Below are 22,711 nucleotides of genomic sequence, written 5' to 3' on the forward strand. Positions count from 1 at the left end.
CTCTTATTGGGCTAACCAGCGCCCGGTGGCAAGTGCTGAGGTCATCCATATCTTCTCATGGGGCTAGCCGGCACGGAAGCCTTCCGCGTTCCCGCCTGCGGCGGGCCTCGGCTTTCCATGCCGGCTAGCCCGCATGGGGGCCCCGCCGCTTCAGCGATGGCTTCCTCAACAACCCAAGCGCTCTCCCTGCAAGACTGAAGCATTACTACTGGGTGATTTGGAGCGAGACGGGTGCGGTGCCAGAGCGTAGCATTCCGATTTGTTTGGCAGCGGCGTAAGATAGGTCAACGATTCTTCGCTTAACAAAGGGCCCACGATCATTCACTACTACCATCACGGTTTTCCCGTTATTTTGGTGGGTGACTTTTAGCCTGGTGCCAAAGGGCAAAGTAGGGTGTGCACACGTGAGGTCGTGTTTGTTAAATCTCTTCCCAGAAGCCGTTCTTTTGCCATGAAAGCCAGGCCCATACCAAGAGGCTAGCCCCACTTGGGTCGGTTCAAGTTCCATCGCATTTTCTATAGCCGGCGATAGGTTGAGTTTAGCCTTGCTGTGTTGTGAAGTGGCACAAGAGATTAAAGTCACGGCTAGTCCACAGCAGACTAGGCACCTATAAGCATTTTTCATGAGTTTCATTTGCATCCGACGGTTTCTATTCTAAGAAAGCGAGTTTTAACAAGAGGCTTTTTATGACTTTGAAACTCTATTTCAAATGATGTGGTAAATTCTTGAAATCCATTTATTTTAGTGCCATCGTGAAGAACAATGGTTTTCCTGAAAAAAACTCTACCAAAAGTCGCAATGATTCTTCTCATCGCGTTTTCTTGCATGTCGGTTGAATGGTGCTGCGATCATGAACTAAATGCTCAGATACCAGCCCAACAGCATAGCTGCCTTCAATGTTGCCTCTCTCATAACCTGGCACCTTTGTCGAGCCCTGGTGTTTGCTTGAGTGCTCCACCCGTAGTGATCGGATTAGTTGAGTGGATCAATTCTTTCCACCAAGATCCTATTTCTTCCCAAATTTATCGGCCTCCTATTGGCTGATTTTTACTAATCTCTCTCTTAACGCTGACCCAAGACAACATTGTTTGTAGAGTCGGTGTCTTTCTGCATCAAAATTTTACTGGAAAGGTCTTTATATGGGACGATCCATCGTTTTGGCCGTCTTTATCATGATTTTTCAGGCATCGATATCCTTTGCGGAAGAAGAATGTCTTGTGTTGAGTGCTCAGGATATTTTGCGATGTGCGCTGAACCAACATCCCGATGTGCTCAATTCTCAGGCTGAAAAATTTCGCGATGAGAAACTTGTGGATATTGCCAAACAGCGGCCCAACCCTGAACTACAAAGCCGTATTCTGGAAGGACAAAGCGCTGACGATACTCATCTAAACACCGAAACCTCTCTCCTGCATACACTGGAGTTGGGAGGCAAGCGAAAATCTCGGATTCTCCAAGCCAAGGTGCTTGCTGAAAAATCGGGTATTGAGGTGAAGCGTAATAAAGAAGAAGTGGCTCTTCAAACTGTTTTGGCCTTGTATCGGCTCCGGCAGATGAGGTCGGAGCTGGGTCGGGTTGAGGAAACCATCTTGACCTTCGGCAAAATCCTTTCCGCACTCAAGTCCCGCCCCAAACTGACACCGGAACAAGAAGTTTCCCAAGCCTCCTTCAGCCTTGCCAGGGAGGATTATAAGCTCAAGAAGATTGCATTGACGCAAGAACAGGCGGGTCTTATCGCTTGGCTCGAAGTGGCAACCGTGGTTTCTTCCCAAACCATTCTGCGGCACTTGCCTTCTCCCAAAACCAAGTGGCCCGATTTTCCCGCAGCAATGGAAACGGAAAAGTTGTCTAATTCCACCCTTGAACTTGCGCATTCCGAAAAAAATATTGCGGATAAAAACCTGGGCCTTGCGAAATCCAAAGCCTGGCCGGATTTAAAAATCGGTCCCAGCTTCGATACCGAAGCCCTGGATAACGGCGGGACGAGATGGTTGGGCGGTGTTAACTTTTCAATTCCACTTCCCATCTTGAACCTCAATCGCGGAGAAAAAGCCTTTGCCAAGGCAGACCAGTTTCGCGCCCAAACCAATTTGGAACTGACTATCAGAAAAACAGAGTCGGAAAGAATTCTACAATTGAAACGGTACCAAGCCTCCCTCAAGGCCTTGCGTTCCAGTCGATCGATAAGCGGCTTGGCGGTCGAGCATCAAAACATCGAAGCCTACTTTGAAAAAGGGTTGGTGCCCAGTACCCTGGTCATCGAAATCCACAACCAATTGTATGACATCACCCGAACACGCAACGAGCAGGAATTGATCGGTGTTGATGCCCTCTGGCGTCTCTACATCATCGACGGAAAATTCCTCGATTCAAAAATTTAGGTGGGAGTTTTTTTATGATTAACAAGATGATTCGATTTTCGGTCAAAAACCGTTGGATGGTTCTTCTTCTTGCCTTTCTGGTTGCAGTGACGGGATGGATTGCTTTTGAGAACCTGGCTATTGATGCCGTACCGGACATCACCAATGTTCAAGTGTCGGTGAGTAGTATCGTGGAAGGGTTGGTGCCCGAAGAAATCGAGCGGGCGATTACTTACCCCATTGAGGCGACGGTTAACGGTATTGCCAACGTGACTCATATTCGCTCGCTTTCAAAATTTGGCCTCTCACAGGTGACCGTGAATTTTGCGGACGGAACGGATATCTATTGGGCCCGTCAGCAGGTCGCCGAGCGGTTGTCGGTTGTTTTAAGCGAGTTGCCTAAAGGTGTTCAACCGAAATTGGGGCCAATTTCCACCGGTCTTGGTGAAATCTTTATGTACACGGTAGAAGCGGATCAGCCGGCCACAGGCCCTGAACAGAAAACCCAACTTATGGAGCTTCGGGCCATACAGGAATGGATGATTCGCCCCCGATTGATGACGGTACAAGGGGTTGCTGGGGTTGATACTACGGGTGGTTACGAGAAACAATATCACATCCAGCCCCACATCAAGGCTATGAAGGATTTGGGTTTGAGTTTCGAGGATTTGCATGCCGCGCTCGAGGCCAGCAATAAGAATGTGGGAGGGGGATATATTGAGCAGGGCAAGGATCTCTTTCTGGTTCAGGCTGTGGGGCTTTTCTCTTCAGCCGATGAGATCCGAAAAGTTCCTGTCAAGACGATGGAAAATCTGCGCGTCGTTACCATTGGCGATATCGCTACGGTTATGGTGGATAGTGGTTTACGAGTCGGATCTGCGCTGGTTAGCAGCAAGGAGGCGATTCTGGGAACTGTTTTTCTTCTCACGGGCGAAAACAGTCGGGCAGTGGCCAAAAGGGTGGCCGAGCGTCTCGATGAAATCAAAAAAAATCTCCCGCCGGGAATCAAGATTGAACCTCTCTATAACCGGGCGGAGGTGGTGGATGCTACTTTGAATACGGTGATCCACAACCTTTTCACGGGTGCGATCCTGGTTATCATTGTTCTTCTGTTGCTTCTGGGAAACTTTCGGGCTGCCGTCATCACAGCGATCACGATTCCGTTTGCCCTCCTTTTTACCTTCCTCCTCATGAAGGCCCGTGGCTTATCCGGAAACCTGATGAGCCTGGGGGCCCTCGATTTTGGCATTATCGTGGATGGGGCCGTTATCGTGATGGACAATTGCGTTCGGCTTGCCCACGAAAGAATCAAAAAAATCGCCCGTCCCCTAACAGGCGAAGAACTCCAGGAAACGGTGGTCGATGCCACCATCGAAACGCGAAAGGCGGCCGGTTTTGGACAGTTGATCATTGTTACGGTCCTTCTGCCCGTCTTTGCGTTGACTGGTATTGAAGGAAAAATGTTCAAGCCGATGATTGCCTCATTCTGCTTCGCCCTCCTGGGGGCCTTGATATTTTCTTTTACCGCCGTCCCGGCACTTGCGTCTCTTTTCATGGGCGGGAAGGTTGCGGAAAAAGAACCCTGGCTCATGCGGGTGACGCGCCAAGGTTATCACAGTCTTCTTTATTGGAGCCTGAGGCACCGCAAGTACGTTTTGTCAGGGGTCGGAATCGTCTTGATTGTAGGGCTTGCCCTTTTTACCCGTTTGGGCGCTGAGTTTGTTCCCCAGCTTGATGAAGGATCGATCGTTGTAATGCTCCAGCGAGACGTCAACATTAACATGAGTGAAGCGGTTCGTATGCAAGAGCAATCAGAAAAAATCATCATGGATTTTCCCGAGGTGGCTAAAGTTTTCTCTAGGACCGGAACTGCCGAAGCAGCCACCGATCCGATGGGAATTTATCTGACAGATACGTTTGTGATGCTCAAACCAAAAAAAGAGTGGCCAAAAATAGAAGGCCATAGACGCAGCAAGGACGAACTGGCCGCAGTCATTGCCGAAAAACTAAAGAAAGAGATTCCAGACCAGGAACCGATTCTTACCCAGCCGATCCAGATGCGGTTTAACGAACTCTTGGAAGGGACGCGTGCGGACGTGTCGGTGAAAATCTTCAGTGATGATCTGGACCAATTGCTCGAACAATCTGAAAAGGCCGAGACGATTTTGAAAGCAATCCCAGGGGCCGGGGATGTGGAGGCCGAGGTTTCTGAAAAATCAAAACTTTTAAAGATAACCCCAAACCACGCCTTGCTAGAAAAAATGGGGCTTCCTGTTCAAGCCGTTCTTGACACGGTTTCTACGGCAATTGGCGGTTTAGAAGCGGGCACCCTTTATGAGGGGGTGAGACGCTTTCCCATTGTGATTCGCATCAACGAACAGGAACGTTCTGATATCGAGCAGATTAAAAATCTCCCCGTTTCGATCGGTCCCTATTTGAATGTGCGCCTCTCTGAAGTTGCTGATGTGAGTCTTACCGACAGTTTTGGGCTCATCATCCGTGAAAATACCAAACGGCGGGCTGCTATCCTGATCAATCCGAGGGGAATCGACACAGAAAGTTTTGTGAAAGCGGCAAGGGCCATCTTGGAAAAAGAGATTCCTCTTCAGGCTGGCTCTTACTTTGAATGGGGTGGAAATTTCAAAAATTTAGAAAATGCAAAAGCAAGGCTTTTTATCCTGATGCCGTTGATTCTTCTTCTGGTGCTGGTGATGATTTATGTTGTCTTCCGGAATCTTTTTCAAACTTTATTAATTTTTAGCGGGGTTCCCTTGGCAATGGTGGGGGGCATCATCATGCTGCTGATCACTGGTTTGCCATTCAGCATTTCCGCTGGTGTTGGTTTCATCGCTCTCTCCGGAATTGCCATTTTAAATGGAGTAGTGCTGATCAGCTATATCAATCTGCTTCGCCAAGAAACCGGGCATTCCGGGGTCACCCTTGTTTTTCAAGGTTGCTTGATGCGCTTGAGGCCTGTGCTCATGACGGCCTTGGTCGAGATCTTCGGATTCTTGCCGATGATGTTTTCCACGGGGCTTGGAGCCGAAGTCCAACGTCCACTGGCAACGGTCGTCATTGGTGGTGTTTTTTCTTCCACGTTATTAACGCTGATCGTTCTGCCATTGGTTTATTTGATGTTTGAAGGCTCAAAAAACTTATTAAAACAAGCGCCGGTTAAAGATAAACAAGGCTTGCTTTTGAAGGCCCTGCTTGAGGAAAGAGAGGTTCGGTCCCCGCCAAGGTAAAGTAATGCCCTTCATAAACCGCCGTTTGCCAATAGAGAGTTTGATTTAAGTAAACAGCTTGTTTCTTCATAAAATTTACTTTTAATTTTTGGGTATGTTGAGCGAGCCCTAGGCCAAGGGCTTTAAGACAGGCCTCTTTGATGGTCCATAAATGGGTGAATATTTCTTGCGGGTTTTCATTTTTCAGTAGATCTAATTCTTCGGGTACGCATAAAAATTTAATGAGCGAAGGTTTTAATGCCTTGGTATAAATCGATTCTATGTCAACGCCAATCTTACCTGTAGTGCTCATAGCTGCAAAAACCCAGGGGGCTTTGTGGCTCACATTCACATCGATATCAGTCAAAAGTTTCCCTTGATAATAACAACGCGGTTTCTCATTAGGTTTGGTTCCATAAATAGCAAGTTCGGGTAAATTAAATTGCGGATACTGCTGCAGCACAAGCTCTTTCACGAATTTTCTGCCCCATAAAAATTGCTGGCTGCGTTCGCTGTGGTGCAGGGACTTAAAAAGTTTTTGTTCTTCAGGCGACAAGTCATCGGGCGATAGAGCCGCTTTGATTTTTTGAATTTGGTATCGAAGCATGATGAGCCCTTTAATCTTGAGCCCAAGGCAGCATGAGATGGCGGATCGAAGCGAGGTTAAAGATCCCCTGGATATCTTCATCGGGGGGTTCCAGGCTAATACAAGTATGAATGCGCCTGCCTAATTGAGTTTTGAAGCGCTGGCGGGTTAACCAACGTTGAAAATAATGGGCTGGGGTTTTGGGTAAGAGCGATTCCATGGCAGCGAAAACTTGGCGAATTTGATTGCCTCTTAAAAACACCATCGTAGGGCGAGAATATCTTAAATTTTCTTGATAAGCATAAGCTGGGTTCAGAAAGATGGTTTGAATACCCGCTAAAATCGGCCAATAAATCGATAAAATTAAATAATCAGTAATGGCTAGATCTTGATCAAACAACAGCGATTCTTTTTTCCCTAATTTAAGTCGTTTAACAAGCTCGGCTGATTTTTGATTAATTTCTTCGTGATAAAGAGGTTGTTCGATGAGTTCATATTCCGATGAAAAACGAAGCGGGCTTACCAAGTGTTGTGGGGTGATGCTGCGGCGCGAGGCATTAAAGGCATTAAAGTGTTGGCGCTCCTGATAAATTCCCAAATTAAAAATTTCTCGAAAGGTAAGGCTAGCGGGCAATTTATTTTTAAGCTCTTCGTTTAACACGATCATTTGTTTAAAATGGTGAATTTTTAAAATGTGATCAGCCACGGGCACGTAAGCCTCATGGCTTAAAAAACAAAAGCTAGGCGGGTATTTTTTTAATAAAGTCGGCAGTAGATCAGCACGGTCCGTCGGTAGTGCAATGAAACGTAGGCCCAACGAAAGGGCGGCAAGGTTGGCAAACACCCATTCTGGGCATGCCGGACCCAATAAATAAAAATATTGGTTATCTTGAGCCCCCTTATCAATCAACCCCAAGGCAAAGTGTTTTACCTTACTTTTGTAATACCACCACGGGAGGTCATGTGGATGCCCGTCGACCGCAAAGCGCAAGGCCTTGGCTTCGGCCTGAATTTTGGCGATTTCATAAAAACGTTGAATCAGTGTCATGCGGTTCCTTAGTAAATCTCAAATTCCTTTTCAAAGGCTAATTGCCCTTTGGCTAACAGATCGCGAATAATGAACACAGCCCGATATTTCCCCTTAGGGGCTGTTTTAGGAAGATCGATTTTATTAGGAAAGAGATGAAATTTTACATTGGGGTCAACGGGCTTATCAATCACTACGCGATCGGGGCTACTGATCATTAACTTTCCACTAGGGTCATACACCATGAGGTGTTCTCGCAATTGAACATTTTGCCCTTCGACATGATTAAAACCCTCAACTTTAAAAAAGGCGTAAATCAGATCCCCAGAGCGAAATTTACCATCGGCATGAATGGCCTCAACGCCCGGGCCACTGGCAAAATAAAAATCGCTAAACTTCAAGCTTTGATGCGTGGTGGGTGGAAGTTGGGTTTTGGTAGCCGTGGGATTTTTTAGATTAGAGCGCTGCAGCGGCGGGGTGATGGTTCGTGGTTTGGGATGGTTACTAGGGTAAAGAATTCCCAACGTAAAAATTAAAAGGATCATGAAGCAAGCCGCCAGGCACACCAAACCTGCTTTTTTCTCACGCCGTGCGCCAATCACTAAAGTGTGGGCGAGCCAGTCACCTAAGCGTTGTTTGTTTTTATTGAAGGGGACGACGATCCACCCCAGTAGACAATCTAAGGGTCGGTAGAGATTGCGGAGGATGCTGGTCTCAAGGTTAAGGGCCGTGCCTTTTTCGCTAACCACCTTTTGGCCAAGGATCCATTTGCCAGGGGTTGTGCCTATGAAAAATTCTAGAGCGATGTAATAGCTTAAATAAACGAAGGGGAAGTTGACCAACAAGGCATAGGAGAGCAAAGGGTGATTGGGGCTTAGGCGAAGATAATAACCATAAGCCAAAAGCAGCATCAATCCAGAATCCAAAACATGCCCTACCGCACGCAGAAAAGTGGGGGTTACAGTGCAGTGTTTTAAATCAACAAGGGCAGGTAGCGTTTGGACGGATTGTGCCACAAAGGTTTTGGCAAGGCGGTCGCCCCAGCGTTCGTAATAGCGAGACGATTCCATGTTGTAGAGTACAAAGGGGAACAGCAGTGCGTCGAGGGGGCGGAGGAGATTGCGCAGCAGGAGTTGGTTCCAAGATAGGGGCGAAGGGGTTTGGCTCATCACCTTTAAACCGCAGAGATACTTCCCTAGGGTGGTGTGGAGACCGCCTTCCATCAAGAGGTAATAAAGTAGCCCCATGAGCATCGTTAGGCCATAGTGGGTCCAGCGGGCAGTAGGATTTGCGTGCAGGGCACGAATAGATGAAACCGAAAAAACATAGCTTAAACAAAAGATCCAAAACCAGTAGATGAGATAAATGACTAAGCCATCAATCACCGTGGCCACTGCCCGGGCTTGGGGAGGGCTGGGTTGGTATTGGGTTTTAACCGGGGTTTGCTTGGATGGAGGTGGGCCTTGGCTAGGTAAGGTTGCAAAAGGCACGGTGATTTCGTCGTGAACCAGTACGGTGCTTTTTTTGCGCTTACGAAGCTCTAAAACGGTTAAATCTTCTTCGTCGTCATCGTCCCAATCCAATGGCATAAGGTTCCTTCCGCCCAATCGGGGTCATCCGTAATCAGCCCATCGACCCTTAATTCTACGCATTTTTTAAGGAATTCTAAACTGTTAACTGTATAGGGATAAATTTTGAGCCCATGGCGATGGCCGCTTAAAGTTAAAGTATTACTTAAAAGGTAGTCAGGAGGATGGAGGCTGGTGGCCTTAAGCCACCACGTCAAAAACCCTCGGCTTAAAAGAGGGAGCTGCCGCCGATGTAACAATAAACCTCTTTTAATTTCAGGTAGTTTTCGTTTTAATCGGGACAAGATGATAGGGTTAAAACTGCTGATGGTTATTTTAGAACGCAAGGGATGATTTTGTAAAATGGCAGCCAGTCCCTGTTCAATCCCAAAGCTTCGGAAATGGGCTGATTTAACTTCAATATTAATAAAGTCGAGGGGGGAAACGACCTCAAGAACTTCTTCTAAAGTGGGTAAAGTCTCTTTTGACGCCCATTTTGGTTGGTGATAGGCAAAATTAAATTCCCTTAATTTTTTTAAAGGTAGGTGGGTGATAAAGCCGGTGCCATTACTATGAAGTGAAACGTCTCGATCGTGGCAAACCACAATTTCACCTGAGCCACAGCGCCAAACATCAAATTCAACTCCCTTGGCTTTAGATTGTACCGCTAAGTGAAAAGCCGGTAGCGTGTTTTCGGGGGCTTTAGCTTTGTAGCCCCGATGGGCGATAATGATGGGTTGATAGGTTCCCTCAGTGTTGTTCATATTTTAATTTTAATAAACTCATGGCATAAAGGGCAGCCGTTTCTACTCGCATGAGGCCCGGCCCTGCCCAATGGGAGGGGAAGCCCTGTTTTTGTAATAAGGCCACTTCTTGTTCGTGCCAGCCTCCGGGTGGGCCAATAAACACCCAGGTGGGATTTTTTAAATTGAGTTCAGGAAAACTTGTATCAGGCTTTGAGCTTTCCCAAAGAAAAAGCCGATTATAAGGTAGGCTTAAGTTCACGCAAGTTTCGAGGCTAGAAGAAAAATGGATATTTAAACTTTTAAAGCGCTCACATTGTTTAAGGGTTTCTTCGCAAGATTTTTTTAGTTGGTTTATTTTGCGCTCGGCTTCAGTTTTTTTCCACGCCATCCCTGAAAATTTTAAATTCATGAGATAAAGATTTTCGCAACCTAGCTCGGTTAACTTTTCAACCAACCATTTCAAGGTGTTGGTAGGCAGAATGCTCGTGGCCACCGTGATAGGATGGATATTCATTAGCGAACGAGGGCAGGGTTGTAAAATTTGCAATTGGGCCTTTTTTTTATCAGCAAGAAGACGAGCCTGATAGATTTGTGGTGTTGCACCTACCACATCCAATAAATCTCCCCGCCGGTGACGTAATACTTTTAAGACATGATGAGATTGAGCTGCATTGAGCTCGACAATCTGATTGGAAGAGAGGTTAGTTTCGACAAAAAATAATGGCATAACACTACGATTAATGGCTTAGTAAAGCTAGGGCTGTCCATCCTTTTTTATTAAGAACTTTCGTTAATTTAAAATCCGAATAGGCTCGTTCAAGTTCATGGCGTTGCGAATAAGTAATGCCGCTTAAAATTAAGATCCCTTTTTTAGTTAAACGTTGAAGGAGGAGGGGCTTTAATTCAATCAAAGGGTTCAAGAGGATATTGGCTACAATCACATCAAATTTTTGACTCACCTCGGTTAAATCTTTTTTCAACATAATTGCCCGGCGAGCCCTATTAAGGCCAAGCGTTTCTCGCGCCACTTGAAGCGCCTCAGGGTCATTATCAAGGGCCACAATCGGTTTGGCTCCATAATGCCACCCCACCAAGGCCAGGATACCCGTGCCACAACCGACGTCTAAAAGAGAACGACCAGGTTGATCTTTTAAAACAATTCTTAAAAGTTGGGCACAAAGTTGCGTCGTAGCATGTTCCCCCGTTCCAAAAGCCAGACCATAGGGGACGATCAATTGAGCAAGCCGGTGCAGCCTTTGCGTTGGCCTTGCCGAAGCGGCGGGCCCTTCATGCGCATCAGCAGGCATGGAAAGCCGCGGCCCGCCGCAGGCGGGAACGCGGAAGGCTTCCATGCCCGCTGATGCCATGAAGGTCGCCGCGAGAGGCATCAGCCAATGCAAAGGCTGCACCGGCTTGCTCAATTGATCGTTATGTGCCCGTACCTGAATATCCGAGGTAATCATAAAAGGCTTAAGCGACCGTTGAAATTTTTCATTCCAATTTTCATTTTTAAGAGTTCTAAAAGTGACTTTTTTAATTTGCGCGCACACTTCTTTTGGCCAGCGTTTAACCTGACTCCTCCATCGACTTTTCGGCACATTAAATTCCCATTCGATGAGATTTTTGCGCTCGCGTTGCAAAGAGTGGGTTGCACCTAAGGTTTGCATTAAGCCGGGTAGAATTTCTGCAAGCAATTTTGAGGTGGTAAGGTACAAGGCCGAGTAATTTTTGATTTGCTTGACCTTCTTCATTGAGACTTTCATAATATCTCTCTATGCAAAACTATTGGGAAGAGCGGGGGAACTTAGGGCTGGTCCCGGCTTTTTTTAAAACTTTTTTTGACATCTTGGGCGCACCGGCGCGGTTTTTTCAGGCCCCTTGGCCCAAGCCCGGATTTTGGCATCCTCTACTTTTTGGGGTTACCTGTCAAACAATTGGTACCTTCTTTCAATACCTATACAGTATTTTGTTCGATAGTTTAGGTGCCATGTTGTTCACCTTTTTTGGTGCTAGTTCCACCGAGGTTTTGATGCAAACCGGTGTGAGCATTATCATTGCTGCGATCATCATTGTGTTTGCTCCGCTGGGTGCGGTGGTCAATTTATTTCTCTTCACATTTATTTATCACGTTTGCCTCATGATCGTGGGGGGTAATAAAAAAGATATGGAGGCGACTTTTCGCGCCATTTGTTACAGCCAAGGCCCTAGTTTGTTTCTTGTTGTCCCTGTGATTGGCGCGGTGATTGCCTTTGTTTGGCAACTGGTGTTGATGATTATTGGCATTAAAGAAATTCATGGCACCACTTACCCCAAGGCTATTTTGGCGATTATCATTCCACTTATGGTTTGTTGTTCGTTGTTAGTGATGGGAATTGCAGGGATTATATTTTTAATCGCCTATCTTCAGACGTCTACGAGTTCTCCACCCTTAAGGATATGAATATTATATTATTCTGAGGCATGTCATCCCTGCGAAGGCAGGGACCCATGATGGTGAAGAATCTTCCAATTCATCTGCAAATCGAGTCACGTCTTTTCGAATCCGGCAGAGGCTCTCTCAACCCCAAGCAAAGGGGTTTCGAGTAGCCTCTTCCGGCTTCGAAAAGACTTTGTGTAAATAAAAGAATCTTCCATTTTATGCAATCCGCGGATTAATTTTTTCGGGATTGATTTTTAGATCTTCAAAGGCCTGGTGGAGTTGTTCCTTTGAAAGTTTATTTTCTTGGAATAAGAGATAAAGGCTTGTTGCCACAATGTGTTCGGCGTCAATTTCAAAATGACGGCGCAAACTTTCTCGGGTGTCGCTTCGCCCAAAGCCATCGGTGCCTAAGGCCCAATAGGGTTGCTTCATCCAGGGTGAAATGAGGTAGGGCAGGGTTCGCACATAATCGCTAGACGCAATAATCGGGCCAGATTCATTTTGAAAAACCTGCTGAATATAAGCGGTTTGAGGGGCTGCTTCGGGATGCAAGCGATTCCAACGTTCAACGTCGTAGGCATCGTCGCGCAATTCTTTATAACTCGTCACACTCCATACGTTGGCGCCGATTTGATACTGACTTTCCAAAATTTCTTGGGCGCGCAGGGATTCGCGCAAGATGGCTCCACTGCCTAGCAATTGAACCGTTAAGTCAAAAACTTTAGTGGGCCCGCGAAATTTATAAATGCCTTTCAAAATTCCTTCTAAGCAACCCTCAGGCATGGGGGGCATGGGATAATTTTCGTTGGTGACGGTTAAATAATAAAAAATATTTTCTCGGTTTTGAAACATGCGTTTCAAACCGTTTTGAATAATGATGGCAATTTCATAAGCAAAGGCTGGGTCATAGGCCTTAAGATTAGGGATATTGCAGGCCAAAACATGACTGTGCCCATCTTGATGTTGCAAACCCTCTCCCTGTAAAGTGGTGCGACCTGCGGTGCCTCCGACGAGAAAACCTTTGGCGCGTTGATCGGCACAAGCCCAGATTTGATCGCCGGTGCGTTGAAATCCAAACATGGAATAGTAAATATAAAATGGGATCATATTGACCCCATGGGTGGCATAAGCGGTGCCTGCAGCCGTGAAAGTGGCCATGGATCCGGCTTCGGTGATGCCTTCTTCCAAAAGTTGCCCATCTTTGGTTTCGCGATAATAGAGGAGGGCGTTCGAATCAACGGGTTCATACAACTGCCCCAACGAGGAATAAATCCCATGGGCCTTAAAAAATGATTCCATCCCAAAGGTGCGTGCTTCGTCGGGAATAATGGGCACGATATATTCTTTTACTACTTTGTCTTTTAGTAAGGTTGCGAGAATGCCCACAAACGCCATGGTGGTAGACACCGCCCTGCCTTCAGAACCTTTTAAAAAACTTTCAAAGGTTTTGATCTCGGGTAAATCCATGGGTGGGTTACGCACCATGCGGCGAGGTACGAAGCCACCTAAATGGCGGCGATGGTCTAAAAGATATTGAATCTCAGGGCTATCTTCAGCCGGGCGATAAAAGGGCGCATCGGCCAAATCTTTATCGGTGATAGGGATCTGATAGCGATCGCGAAATTTTTTTAATTCTTCAAAATTTAATTTTTTTTGTTGGTGGGTGACATTGCGGCCTTCGCCCGATTCACCTAAGCCATAACCTTTAACGGTCTTGGCTAAAATAACCGTGGGCCGATCGGTGCTGGCCATCGCTCGTTGATAAGCTGCATAAACTTTTTCAGGGTCGTGCCCGCCGCGGCGCAATTTTTGAATTTGATCATCACTTAAATGCTCGACCAGTTTGAGAAGTTCTGGGTGTTTGCCAAAAAAATGTTGGCGGGTAAAGCTGCCCGGTTCTACAGAATATTTTTGATACCAACCATCAACCGTTTCATTCATGCGTTCCACGAGCAACCCTTGTGGGTCGTTAGCTAAGAGTGGATCCCAATCATTGCCCCAAATAACTTTAATCACATTCCAACCTGCGCCACGAAAGATGGCCTCTAGTTCTTGAATAATTTTACCATTGCCTCGCACCGGGCCATCGAGGCGTTGCAAATTACAATTCACCACAAAAATAAGATTGTTCAAATGTTCGCGACTCGCCACGGTGAGTGAACCTAAGCATTCCGGTTCATCGGTTTCACCATCCCCTAAAAAGGCCCACACATGATTTTGATTGGGCTTGATGAGCCCACGGTGCTCTAAATAGCGATTGAACCTGGCCTGATAAATGGCATTAATTCCCGCGAGCCCCATCGACACCGTGGGGAATTCCCAAAAATCTTTCATGAGCCAAGGATGAGGATAAGAAGACAAGCCCCCACCTTGGGCTAACTCGCGACGAAAATTTTCCATTTGAGTTTGTGAAATTCTGCCTTCCAAAAAAGCGCGTGCATAAATGCCGGGCGAGGCATGCCCTTGAAAATAAATTTGATCACCCATGCTAAAGCCCGATTTTCCTTTGAAGAGATGGTTAAAGCCTACTTCTAATAAGGTAGCAGCACTGGCATAAGTTGAGATGTGGCCGCCAATGCCCTCAAAATGGTTGTTAGCGCGTACCACCAGTGCCATGGCGTTCCACCGCGCTAGGCTACGGATCCGCCATTCTAAATAAGAATCACCCGGATATTTGGGTTCGGCTGCTTTAGGGATGGTATTGATGTAAGGGGTGTTGAAACGTTGGCTGTCAATGCCCTGGTGATGGGCATGCTCCATGAGTTTAGTTAAAATAAAATGGGCCCGTTCTTTTCCTTCGGATTTTAAAACAGCATCGAGGGAGTCTAACCAATCTTTTGTTTCTAAAGGGTCGTTGTCAGGGAGGCTCATAGTCTTTAAGTCAATCTTTCTCAATATTGGTAGGCGTTTAATTTATGCTCATCGTCGCACAGCAGCGCCATTTGGCGAAAAGCTTGATAAACCTTTCGGTTTACAGGGTCAATGAGAACTTGTGAAACACAGGCAGAGGATGATTTTTGGATATCTATTTCTGTGACCACTTGCCCTGAGTCTAAATCAACCAGGACTGCATCGGCATCTTCAGGAGACTTGATAAAAACGAGCCTAAAACCATGATGTCGATAAAAACTAGCGTATCTGTTTTCTAAACGACGGTTGATAAGATTAAGATCACTTTCCAATCTTTTTAAGGTTTGTGACCATGAATTGGCTGCCTGCTGTGCCCGTTGCGACATCTGAGCGTTATGTTGGTATTGTGCCAGGGTTGCTGTCATGGCTGCACTTGAATAAGAACTAGCCCCTGAACGATAATCACTCCATGCCTTGGAGGCCCCTGGTGCGGTGCTTGAATAGGCAAAGCTAAAGGCCAATTGCAAAGTTGCTTGTCTGATTTTTCTTTGTTCTAGAATAGGATCAATAAACCCGGTTTGTTGCCAAAGGGGTTGGCCCGAATCTTTTGAAAAAGCATAAGCCCCTTCATATCCTACCATCACAACATGGTCTCTTCTGGGGATGAGAGATTCGGTTAATTGAAAGGCCTGCGATTTTTTTCCGCTTTGCTCATATAAAACTTCGCCCGAAGAAAGCCTTAGGCCGATGATTTTCCCATCAGCGGTTAAAACAATTCGATCGTCAAAAACTCCCACTCCCCTTTGCCAGGTGCCAAATTTATTTTTTTTCTCTTTAAAAGATTTTTCCCATATTACCTTTCCCTGAGCGGGATCTAGAAGTTGAACGTAAACCTTGCCTTTATTATTGCTAACCAAGGCGAGCCCAGCTGAAGTTGAAGCCATCGTTTGGAGTTCGCTGCCTTTAGGGAGTTCCGTTTGCCACAAAAGCCCTTGTGCCTTTGCAAAGGCCCACACCCAATGTCCGTTCGAGGCAAAGGCGCCCCCAGCCTTAAAAGTCCGATGATCCTTGCCTGCTTCAAAATCTTCAGGAAGCGGGGCTTGCCAGAGGGGATTGCCTGTTGCAGCGTCAAGGGCCATGGCATTCCTCCCCCCGATCCACCATAGGGTTTCATTTTGAAGTTCTATGTCACCACCAAAATTTGCCAGATTACCTTGCAAGGTTCCTAGCTCGCGAGACCAATTTTGATTTCCGGTTAGCATATTGAGCGAAATTAAACGGGCGGCGTAAGGGCTCTGCATGTCGGTCATCCATTCGTAGGGCAGGACTGCAAGGTAGAGGGTGTTGGTAGAGGGACTACTGAAGGTTGAGATGGGGAGCCCGCCTGAGAGAGGATATCTCCAGCGTGAGCCTCTGGAGGGATGGATGCCCTCCAAGGTAATGCCACCTTCGCTTGCAGATAAAATCACAAAATTAGGTTCGTCAGCGAGCAGTGCGGTGGCTTTTCCATTGCCTTCCCAAATAACCTTGCCACCCGAGTCTAGTAAATAGCGGCGTTCTGGCCAATCTTCTTTTTTAACACCTTCGGGCTTCTTTTTTCCATCGCGGGTCACAACATGGAGGGCCCCATTATTTCGAAGCAGTTCAAAGTGGAGCAGGGTGCCTGAAAATTCTTTATTCCAAAGGATAGGGCTCTTGGCTTCAACGCTATGCCACAGCCCTAAGCAGGAAATTATAAAAAACAAAAAGAGACTTAATGGTTTTCTTTTCATGATTTTTTTCCTTAAGGGTTAAACCCGAATCATAATGCTACTAGGCTTGATTGGGAAGCAAGTTTTTTACGTACAAAGCATGGCCTCTATTCGCAAAGCCCTGCTCAAAAAAAGGCTGGTAGAGATTTGAGATAATAGATACAATTAACAAATATCGTTGTGGCTTAAATTCAAAAAAAGGGGAGATTATGCAACTCGTAGCCATCGTATTTTTATCGATATTGGTGCTTTTCATAGGTGGGGATTGTGGGGGTGGAGGCTCTGGCAGCGGGTGCAATGAAGTCGAAAGTGGTGATTTAAGCGTGGCCTGTTCCAGTTCCGATTCTCCAGATATTAGCGAGGCCAGCACTTCTGATAGAGTAGACGTAGGTTGTGCCGGGCATTCTTCGGGAAGCGCCACCATAACCTGTGCCAGCACCAGCGATTCACTCACCGTGTCGTGCAGCGACGGAATCATCGAAGACGATGATGGCGTTTCAGGCTTTGCCTCTACTTCAAACTGCGAAGATGGTCAGGTAAGCTGCTTTAACGGTGCCATCAATACGACTTGCGTTGATACAACCACAGAGTAATTAGAAACTAAGCAAAAATCGAACCCCTCTTTCAACTTTCTCAAAATCAGTAGGGTTGAGTGGGCCCAAATCCCGCAGCAGCAAGCTACGGTCTAGGGTGTGTATTTGGTCTAAAAGTACATCAGATGGTTTTTCAATCTTAAGTTTTTCAGAAGGGGAAAGTCGAGTTCTTAAGATGTTTGCATCATCCAGCCGAGTGGTTAAAGGCACAATAACAACCCCAGGGCTTCCCATGCGAAGGGTGTCCGATGATTGAATAACCACCACAGGTCGGTGTTTTCCAGGTTTTGATTTGCGTGGGGGGTTCATGTCAGCAAGGTAGCAACGTCCCTGTTCAATCAATATTTTTTCGGAGTCGCGAGAATTCACTCAACACCTTTTGGCCTTCTTTTTGATAGGATTGAAAGTAGACTTGCAACTTAGCAAGCTCGATTTCACGTTTTAATTTCCGATTATACTCTTCGATAGCACGGTTGATATACTCCGTTTTTGAACGTACTTTAGCCTTGGAAACAAGTATTTCCATCTCTTTTTCCAACTCGGGGCGAATTTTAAGTTTAAGTGCCATATAATATGCCTAATTTAGATACATAATCATGTGCTAATTTAAGAGATAAATCAAGGGACTATTTTTGGGTGACCATAAAGGCAACAATGTGCGAGAGAGGGGACTTGAACCCCTACGTCCTTTCGAACACTAGATTCTGAGTCTAGCGCGTATACCATTCCGCCACTCTCGCTTTCCACCGCCTTCCATAAATCGGCTAGCCCTGCGTTGTCCGCCTAAGGTGGACGCTTTCATTTATTATAGTAGCCGATTTCTGAAAGGCTATCATCGAAAATTTATAGCCGAGCAAGAGATGTCTTGCAAGTTTAAGGGTAGAAAGCCAATTGACATAAAAGTATTGACAATTATCATAAAAAATATTACACATAATTTATGGACTTAAGTTTTCTCATTCCTTCTAAAGTTAGGCGAAGTGTTTTGGCCTATTTTGTTGAAAATCCTGAGGCTAAGGTTTACGTGCGGGAACTCGCTAGGAACTTAAGTTTAAGCCCTCAAACCGTTCATCGAGAACTGGTGAACCTTGAAGGGTGGGGGTTTTTGTTTTCTTCAAGTCAAGGTAACCAAAGGGTATTTCGAGTGAATCAAAAATTTCCCTTAAAACCATCGATCGTCGATATGTTTGTGAGATTTAAACAACACGAGTCGATTAAATTAGAAACCGTAAAAACTCTTGATTGGAAAAAACTTCGCTCGGAATATCGCAAAATCCCTATTCCCCCTTCTCTTATTCCAGGCTTAACTTCTAAACGAACAAAACCAAGGGCATGGGATGAAGAAATTTTGCTGAAGAAAAAGAGTCTCATATGAAAAATATTCAAGATGAATTAGAACGTATTGCAAAACTTCCGAATCCTATTCAGCCGATTGAACTAGCCGCTATGATTTCCTCTCATTTTCAAAAGCAGGGAGTCCTTGCTTCGGTGGTAGGAGGAGCTACTGTTCAATATTACACAGATGCTGAATACGTTACTAAAGATCTAGATATGGTTCTCTATTTCGATACGAAAGAAATTGTAGAAAAAACAATGAAAGGATTGGGTTTTGTTAGGAGCTCCAGTTATCGTCATTTTGAACATCCAAAATTACCATTTGTGGTTGAATTTCCACCAGCTCCTGTTGAAATAGGTGGGAGATTTATTAATTCTTTTGTTACATTAAAGATGAATAATCATGAAATCCGAATCCTCCGAGTAGAAGATATTATTATGGATCGGCTTATAGCGGCACTTGTTTGGAAAGATCGGCCTTCTCTCGACCAAGCAAAATTAATATGGATCAAAAACCAACGTTACATTGATTTAGACTATCTAAAAGATTTTGCTAAATCTGAAGGCTGTAGTGTGTTATTGAGAAAAGTCATTGATGAAAAAAAATAAAACATCTTCCCACGGTGGTGCTAAATCCCATCGTAATAATAAACGTTCTTTTCAACAGCGCCGTGCCCATGGTGATCGTAAGCCGGCTGGCATGCTGGAAGGTGAAATCACCATGCACCGGGATGGCTATGGTTTTGTGATCCCGGATGATCCCAAATCTCCTGACGTCTTTATTCCGCCTCATCGCTTGCAAGGTGCGATGCACCTCGATCGGGTGAGAGTTAAGGTTTTTAAAGATCGTAGTAATCGCTTAGAAGGTGAAGTGCAGGCCATCCTCAAGAGAGGTTCTGAAAATGTGGTGGGCGAATTTCGGGTTTATGGTGACCATGCTTATGTTGAGGCGCGCCTACCCGGCAAAGAATTATTGGTGCTGATTCCTAAATCGGCTCAAGGTCGGGCCAAAGATGGCCATGTGGTGTTGGCTAAACTAACCGAGTATGGGGCCCATCCTAAGGGTATGATTGTGAGGGTGTTGGGGGGAGCGGGTGAAAAAGCAGTTGAGATCGAATCGATTATTGCCAAATTTGGATTAGCGGTTGAATTTACCCAAGACGCCAAAACCGAGGCCAAAGATTTAGAACGAGTCGGGGTTGAGATCGATGACGCCAGAGTCGATTTGCGAAATCTACCTATTGTTACGATCGATGGCGAAAGCGCCCGTGATTTCGACGACGCCGTTTGTGTGCGACGTGAAGGTGAGCATTTTCGTATTTGGGTAAGCATTGCCGATGTCTGTCATTATGTGCAAACCGGTACAGCCCTTGATCGAGAGGCCTATCAACGTGGCACGAGCGCTTACTTCCCTCATTTTTGTATTCCCATGTTACCCGAGGAGTTGAGTAACGACCTGTGTAGTTTGGTGCCTAAAGAAGATCGCCTTACCTTTACAGCAGAAATGACTCTTTCCCAACATGGCGAAGTGTTGAGTAAAAAGATTTATAAAAGTGTGATTCGTAGTCAAGCAAGGCTCACCTACACGTGGGTTAATCAGGCCATTGTGATGAATGATCACGAAGCGCAGGCGAGCTTCCATCACGTGGTGCCCATGCTGCAAGAGGCCGTAGAATTAGCCAAACTCTTGCGAAGTGTTCGTAAAAAAAGGGGTAGTATCGATTTTGACCTGCCCGAACCCCAATTTGTGTTAGGCGAAGAAAACGAGACTCTCGACATTGTGCGCACGAGCCGCAATTTTGCCCACATGATGATCGAAGAGTTCATGATTCTCGCCAATGAAACCGTGGCCCAATATGCTCAAAGTCATCAACTGCCTTTTGTGTATCGTATTCATGAAGAACCTGACCCTGAGAAAGTTTATGTTTTGAGCGAATTGCTTCATAATTTAGGAGTGGGTTATAACTTGAAGGCCGGGGCCAAGCCCAAAGATTTTTCCCGTGTAACCGAGATTATTCAAGGGCGACCTGAAGAAAGACTCATCAATCATGTGATGCTTCGCACCATGAAGCAAGCCGTTTATTCCGAAGAAAACGTCGGTCACTTTGGTTTGGCTTCGTCTTGTTATACGCACTTTACCAGCCCTATTCGGCGCTATCCCGATTTGTTGATTCATCGTATTCTTTCTGAGTTTCTTAAAAAACCAGGCAAAAAACGGCGGGTTCTCTATGGTAAAAATAAACTCCACGAAATGGCAACCCATTGTTCTAAACGAGAACGCAATGCCATGGAGTCGGAATGGGAAGTGCAGGCCCTCCAAGTGGCGTTGTTTATGCACGATAAGGTAGGTAACATTTATACCGGGCACATTGCTCGGGTGGCCCGCTTTGGATTATTTGTAGAACTCGACGATTTTTTTGTAGAGGGTCTACTGCACGTCGAAGATTTAGAAGATGATTATTATGAATACGACGCCACCCATCATCGTATGGTTGGGTCAAAACATAAAAGAATCTTCAAAATCGGGGACCCCATGACGGTGATGGTCAAAGAAGTGTCTATTCCAGAGCGGCAGGTACGATTGTCATTAAGTATTGAAAATCAGTGATTTTATAAGCAGTATGCTTCCCTTGACAGGCCTTCTTAAATTCAATATAACCCCCACAACTTATTTCTAGAATCTACGATAGGCCATGCAGTCTTATGGAGCTATTTCAAATCCTTATTTTGTCGGTTTATTTTTCGGTTCTGGTTATTCTGGCCGTTTATGGGTTGCATCGCTATTATCTTTCTTATTTATTTTACCGTCACCGCGATAATTACCCTAAAAATTTAAAAAAATTTACCGACCTCAAGAATGTTCCTTTTCTTACCATTCAGTTGCCTATTTTTAACGAACGATATGTAGCCGGTCGCCTGATTGAATCAATATGTGAGTTGTCTTATCCGGCCGATAAATTAGAGATTCAGGTGCTCGATGATTCCACCGATGATACGGTTAATATTGTGGCGGGCGTGGTGGAGAGGTTGCAGACGCAAGGGTATGATATTGTGCACCTCCATCGCAAAGATCGGCGTGGGTTTAAAGCCGGGGCTTTAGCTGCCGGGATGAAAGTTGCAAAGGGTGAATTGATTGCGGTGTTCGATGCTGACTTTCTGCCCCAAGTTGATTTTTTAGAAAAATTAATTCCCTATTTTGAAACTCACCCAAAAGTTGGGATGGTACAAGCCCGTTGGGGTCATATTAATCGGGAGTATAGTTTGCTTACTCAAGCCCAGAGTATTTTCCTGGATGGGCATTTTGTGATTGAACATACAGCGCGCAATCGTTCTGGGCGATTTTTTAATTTTAATGGTACGGCCGGGGTTTGGCGCAAAGAATGTATCATCGAAGCAGGGGGGTGGGAGCACGATACTCTTACAGAAGATCTCGATCTTTCCTACCGTGCCCAAATGAAAGGTTGGCAATTTATCTTTGTGCCCGATGTCATTGCCCCTGCCGAATTGCCAGTAGAAATTAATGCTTTCAAATCCCAGCAACATCGTTGGGCCAAGGGTTCTATTCAAACAGCCATCAAGTTGGTTCCCAAAATTTTACGTGCACCTTTACCACTACGAGTGAAAAGTGAAGCCTTGTTTCATCTCACCAACAACTTGGCTTATCTATTGATGGTTGTATTATCGATCTTAATGCCCATATCTTTAGCAGTTCGCTATGATGTGGGTTGGGTGGAGACCATCTTTATTGATTTGCCTTTTTTCATGTCAGCGACTTTTTCAGTAACCTTCTTTTATTGCTGTTCACAACGGGCTATTTATTCTGATTGGACTCAACGCCTCAAATATATTCCCTTTAATTTGGCGTTGGGGATTGGTTTATCAGTCAATAATGCCAAAGCCGTATTAGAAGCGCTTTTTCAAAAAGAATCTGAATTTGTGCGTACCCCCAAATATGCAATTTTGAAAAAGGGTGATGATTGGAAAGATAAGAAATATAAAAAGAAAGTCAGTTTGGTTACCGTGTTTGAGTTTGTGTTGGCAGGTTATTTCTTGTTTGCGATTTACTATGCAGCGACCCATGCACTTTATGTCTCGATTCCATTTTTGCTTTTGTTTTTAACAGGTTATCTTTATCTTGCCTTGCTTTCGCTTTTTCAATCTAAAGCGGTTACCGCTTTTTTCCCAGTTCTGCGTAGCCAAAAGAATTTTTATTAACCGGTCAGTGAACGGGTGAAACAAAGCGTTGTGTCA

Annotated in this window: 19 protein-coding genes and 1 tRNA gene; 8 read left to right on the top strand and 12 right to left on the bottom strand. The window is 45.5% G+C overall.

The annotated features are described in order from the left end of the window. Positions 1 to 205 precede the first annotated feature (205 nt). Positions 206 to 625, bottom strand: a complete 420-nt coding sequence (locus tag HYU97_03960) for a septal ring lytic transglycosylase RlpA family protein (GenBank protein MBI2335899.1) — start codon at positions 623 to 625, stop codon at positions 206 to 208. Between the two features lie 515 nt (positions 626 to 1,140). Between HYU97_03960 and HYU97_03965 the strand changes: the two genes are divergently transcribed. Further along, complete coding sequence (locus HYU97_03965) at positions 1,141 to 2,382, top strand: TolC family protein (protein ID MBI2335900.1); 1,242 nt, start codon at positions 1,141 to 1,143, stop codon at positions 2,380 to 2,382. 14 nt (positions 2,383 to 2,396) lie between these two features. Continuing rightward, entirely contained in the window at positions 2,397 to 5,606 is a 3,210-nt protein-coding gene (locus HYU97_03970) for an efflux RND transporter permease subunit (protein MBI2335901.1), read from the top strand. Here HYU97_03970 and HYU97_03975 read toward each other — a convergent pair. Genes HYU97_03975 through HYU97_04000 form a run of 6 tightly spaced genes read right to left on the bottom strand, consistent with a single transcriptional unit; the run spans position 5,536 to position 11,263 of the window. Continuing rightward, on the bottom strand, positions 5,536 to 6,192 hold the full coding sequence (locus HYU97_03975; GenBank protein ID MBI2335902.1) for a 4'-phosphopantetheinyl transferase superfamily protein: 657 nt from the start codon (positions 6,190 to 6,192) through the stop codon (positions 5,536 to 5,538). The two genes, HYU97_03970 and HYU97_03975, sit on opposite strands and share 71 nt — an antisense overlap. A 10-nt stretch (positions 6,193 to 6,202) precedes the next feature. Then, positions 6,203 to 7,219 (bottom strand): hypothetical protein, encoded by a 1,017-nt coding sequence (locus tag HYU97_03980; protein MBI2335903.1) that lies wholly within the window; start codon positions 7,217 to 7,219, stop codon positions 6,203 to 6,205. Between the two features lie 8 nt (positions 7,220 to 7,227). Beyond that, positions 7,228 to 8,787, bottom strand: coding sequence for an RDD family protein (locus HYU97_03985; protein ID MBI2335904.1), 1,560 nt, complete (start codon positions 8,785 to 8,787; stop codon positions 7,228 to 7,230). Further along, entirely contained in the window at positions 8,748 to 9,530 is a 783-nt protein-coding gene (locus tag HYU97_03990; protein ID MBI2335905.1) for a hypothetical protein, read from the bottom strand. Before HYU97_03990 ends, HYU97_03985 begins: the two co-directional genes overlap by 40 nt. Next, positions 9,517 to 10,239: a 16S rRNA (uracil(1498)-N(3))-methyltransferase gene (locus tag HYU97_03995; protein ID MBI2335906.1), complete on the bottom strand. Its 723-nt coding sequence runs from the start codon at positions 10,237 to 10,239 to the stop codon at positions 9,517 to 9,519. The genes HYU97_03990 and HYU97_03995 overlap by 14 nt, the downstream gene beginning before the upstream one ends. 10 nt (positions 10,240 to 10,249) lie before the next feature. Then, positions 10,250 to 11,263, bottom strand: a complete 1,014-nt coding sequence (locus tag HYU97_04000; GenBank protein MBI2335907.1) for a 50S ribosomal protein L11 methyltransferase — start codon at positions 11,261 to 11,263, stop codon at positions 10,250 to 10,252. Between the two features lie 23 nt (positions 11,264 to 11,286). Here HYU97_04000 and HYU97_04005 point away from each other — a divergent pair, with 23 nt between their 5' ends. Then, the gene (locus HYU97_04005) at positions 11,287 to 11,952 is read left to right on the top strand and encodes a YIP1 family protein (protein ID MBI2335908.1); all 666 of its coding nucleotides are present in this window, start codon (positions 11,287 to 11,289) and stop codon (positions 11,950 to 11,952) included. 195 nt (positions 11,953 to 12,147) lie between these two features. On the opposite strand, the gene aceE is transcribed toward HYU97_04005, so the two are convergent. Together aceE and HYU97_04015 are read right to left on the bottom strand one after the other, a co-directional pair. Then, positions 12,148 to 14,802 (bottom strand): pyruvate dehydrogenase (acetyl-transferring), homodimeric type, encoded by a 2,655-nt coding sequence (gene aceE, locus HYU97_04010; protein ID MBI2335909.1) that lies wholly within the window; start codon positions 14,800 to 14,802, stop codon positions 12,148 to 12,150. A 20-nt stretch (positions 14,803 to 14,822) separates the two neighbouring features. Next, positions 14,823 to 16,553: a PQQ-binding-like beta-propeller repeat protein gene (locus HYU97_04015; protein ID MBI2335910.1), complete on the bottom strand. Its 1,731-nt coding sequence runs from the start codon at positions 16,551 to 16,553 to the stop codon at positions 14,823 to 14,825. Between the two features lie 188 nt (positions 16,554 to 16,741). Between HYU97_04015 and HYU97_04020 the strand changes: the two genes are divergently transcribed. Beyond that, a complete protein-coding gene (locus HYU97_04020; GenBank protein MBI2335911.1) occupies positions 16,742 to 17,125 on the top strand; it encodes a hypothetical protein in 384 nt (127 codons plus the stop codon). On the opposite strand, the gene HYU97_04025 is transcribed toward HYU97_04020, so the two are convergent. From HYU97_04025 to HYU97_04035, 3 genes are all read right to left on the bottom strand, one after another. Then, on the bottom strand, positions 17,126 to 17,494 hold the full coding sequence (locus tag HYU97_04025) for a type II toxin-antitoxin system PemK/MazF family toxin (GenBank protein MBI2335912.1): 369 nt from the start codon (positions 17,492 to 17,494) through the stop codon (positions 17,126 to 17,128). Then, entirely contained in the window at positions 17,460 to 17,693 is a 234-nt protein-coding gene (locus HYU97_04030; protein MBI2335913.1) for a hypothetical protein, read from the bottom strand. Before HYU97_04030 ends, HYU97_04025 begins: the two co-directional genes overlap by 35 nt. Before the next feature lie 89 nt (positions 17,694 to 17,782). After that, positions 17,783 to 17,865 (bottom strand) — tRNA-Leu (locus HYU97_04035). A gap of 200 nt (positions 17,866 to 18,065) precedes the next feature. Here HYU97_04035 and HYU97_04040 point away from each other — a divergent pair. The 4 genes from HYU97_04040 (at position 18,066) to HYU97_04055 (ending at position 22,675) form a co-directional block, all read left to right on the top strand. After that, entirely contained in the window at positions 18,066 to 18,500 is a 435-nt protein-coding gene (locus tag HYU97_04040; GenBank protein MBI2335914.1) for a winged helix-turn-helix transcriptional regulator, read from the top strand. Continuing rightward, on the top strand, positions 18,497 to 19,069 hold the full coding sequence (locus HYU97_04045) for a hypothetical protein (protein ID MBI2335915.1): 573 nt from the start codon (positions 18,497 to 18,499) through the stop codon (positions 19,067 to 19,069). Before HYU97_04040 ends, HYU97_04045 begins: the two co-directional genes overlap by 4 nt. Continuing rightward, entirely contained in the window at positions 19,056 to 21,068 is a 2,013-nt protein-coding gene (rnr, locus tag HYU97_04050; protein MBI2335916.1) for a ribonuclease R, read from the top strand. The genes HYU97_04045 and rnr overlap by 14 nt, the downstream gene beginning before the upstream one ends. A 95-nt stretch (positions 21,069 to 21,163) precedes the next feature. Next, the gene (locus HYU97_04055; GenBank protein ID MBI2335917.1) at positions 21,164 to 22,675 is read left to right on the top strand and encodes a glycosyltransferase; all 1,512 of its coding nucleotides are present in this window, start codon (positions 21,164 to 21,166) and stop codon (positions 22,673 to 22,675) included. The last annotated feature ends 36 nt before the right edge of the window (positions 22,676 to 22,711 follow it).

The organism is Deltaproteobacteria bacterium (assembly GCA_016183235.1).
In the GTDB taxonomy this organism is placed as follows: domain Bacteria; phylum UBA10199; class UBA10199; order DSSB01; family JACPFA01; genus JACPFA01.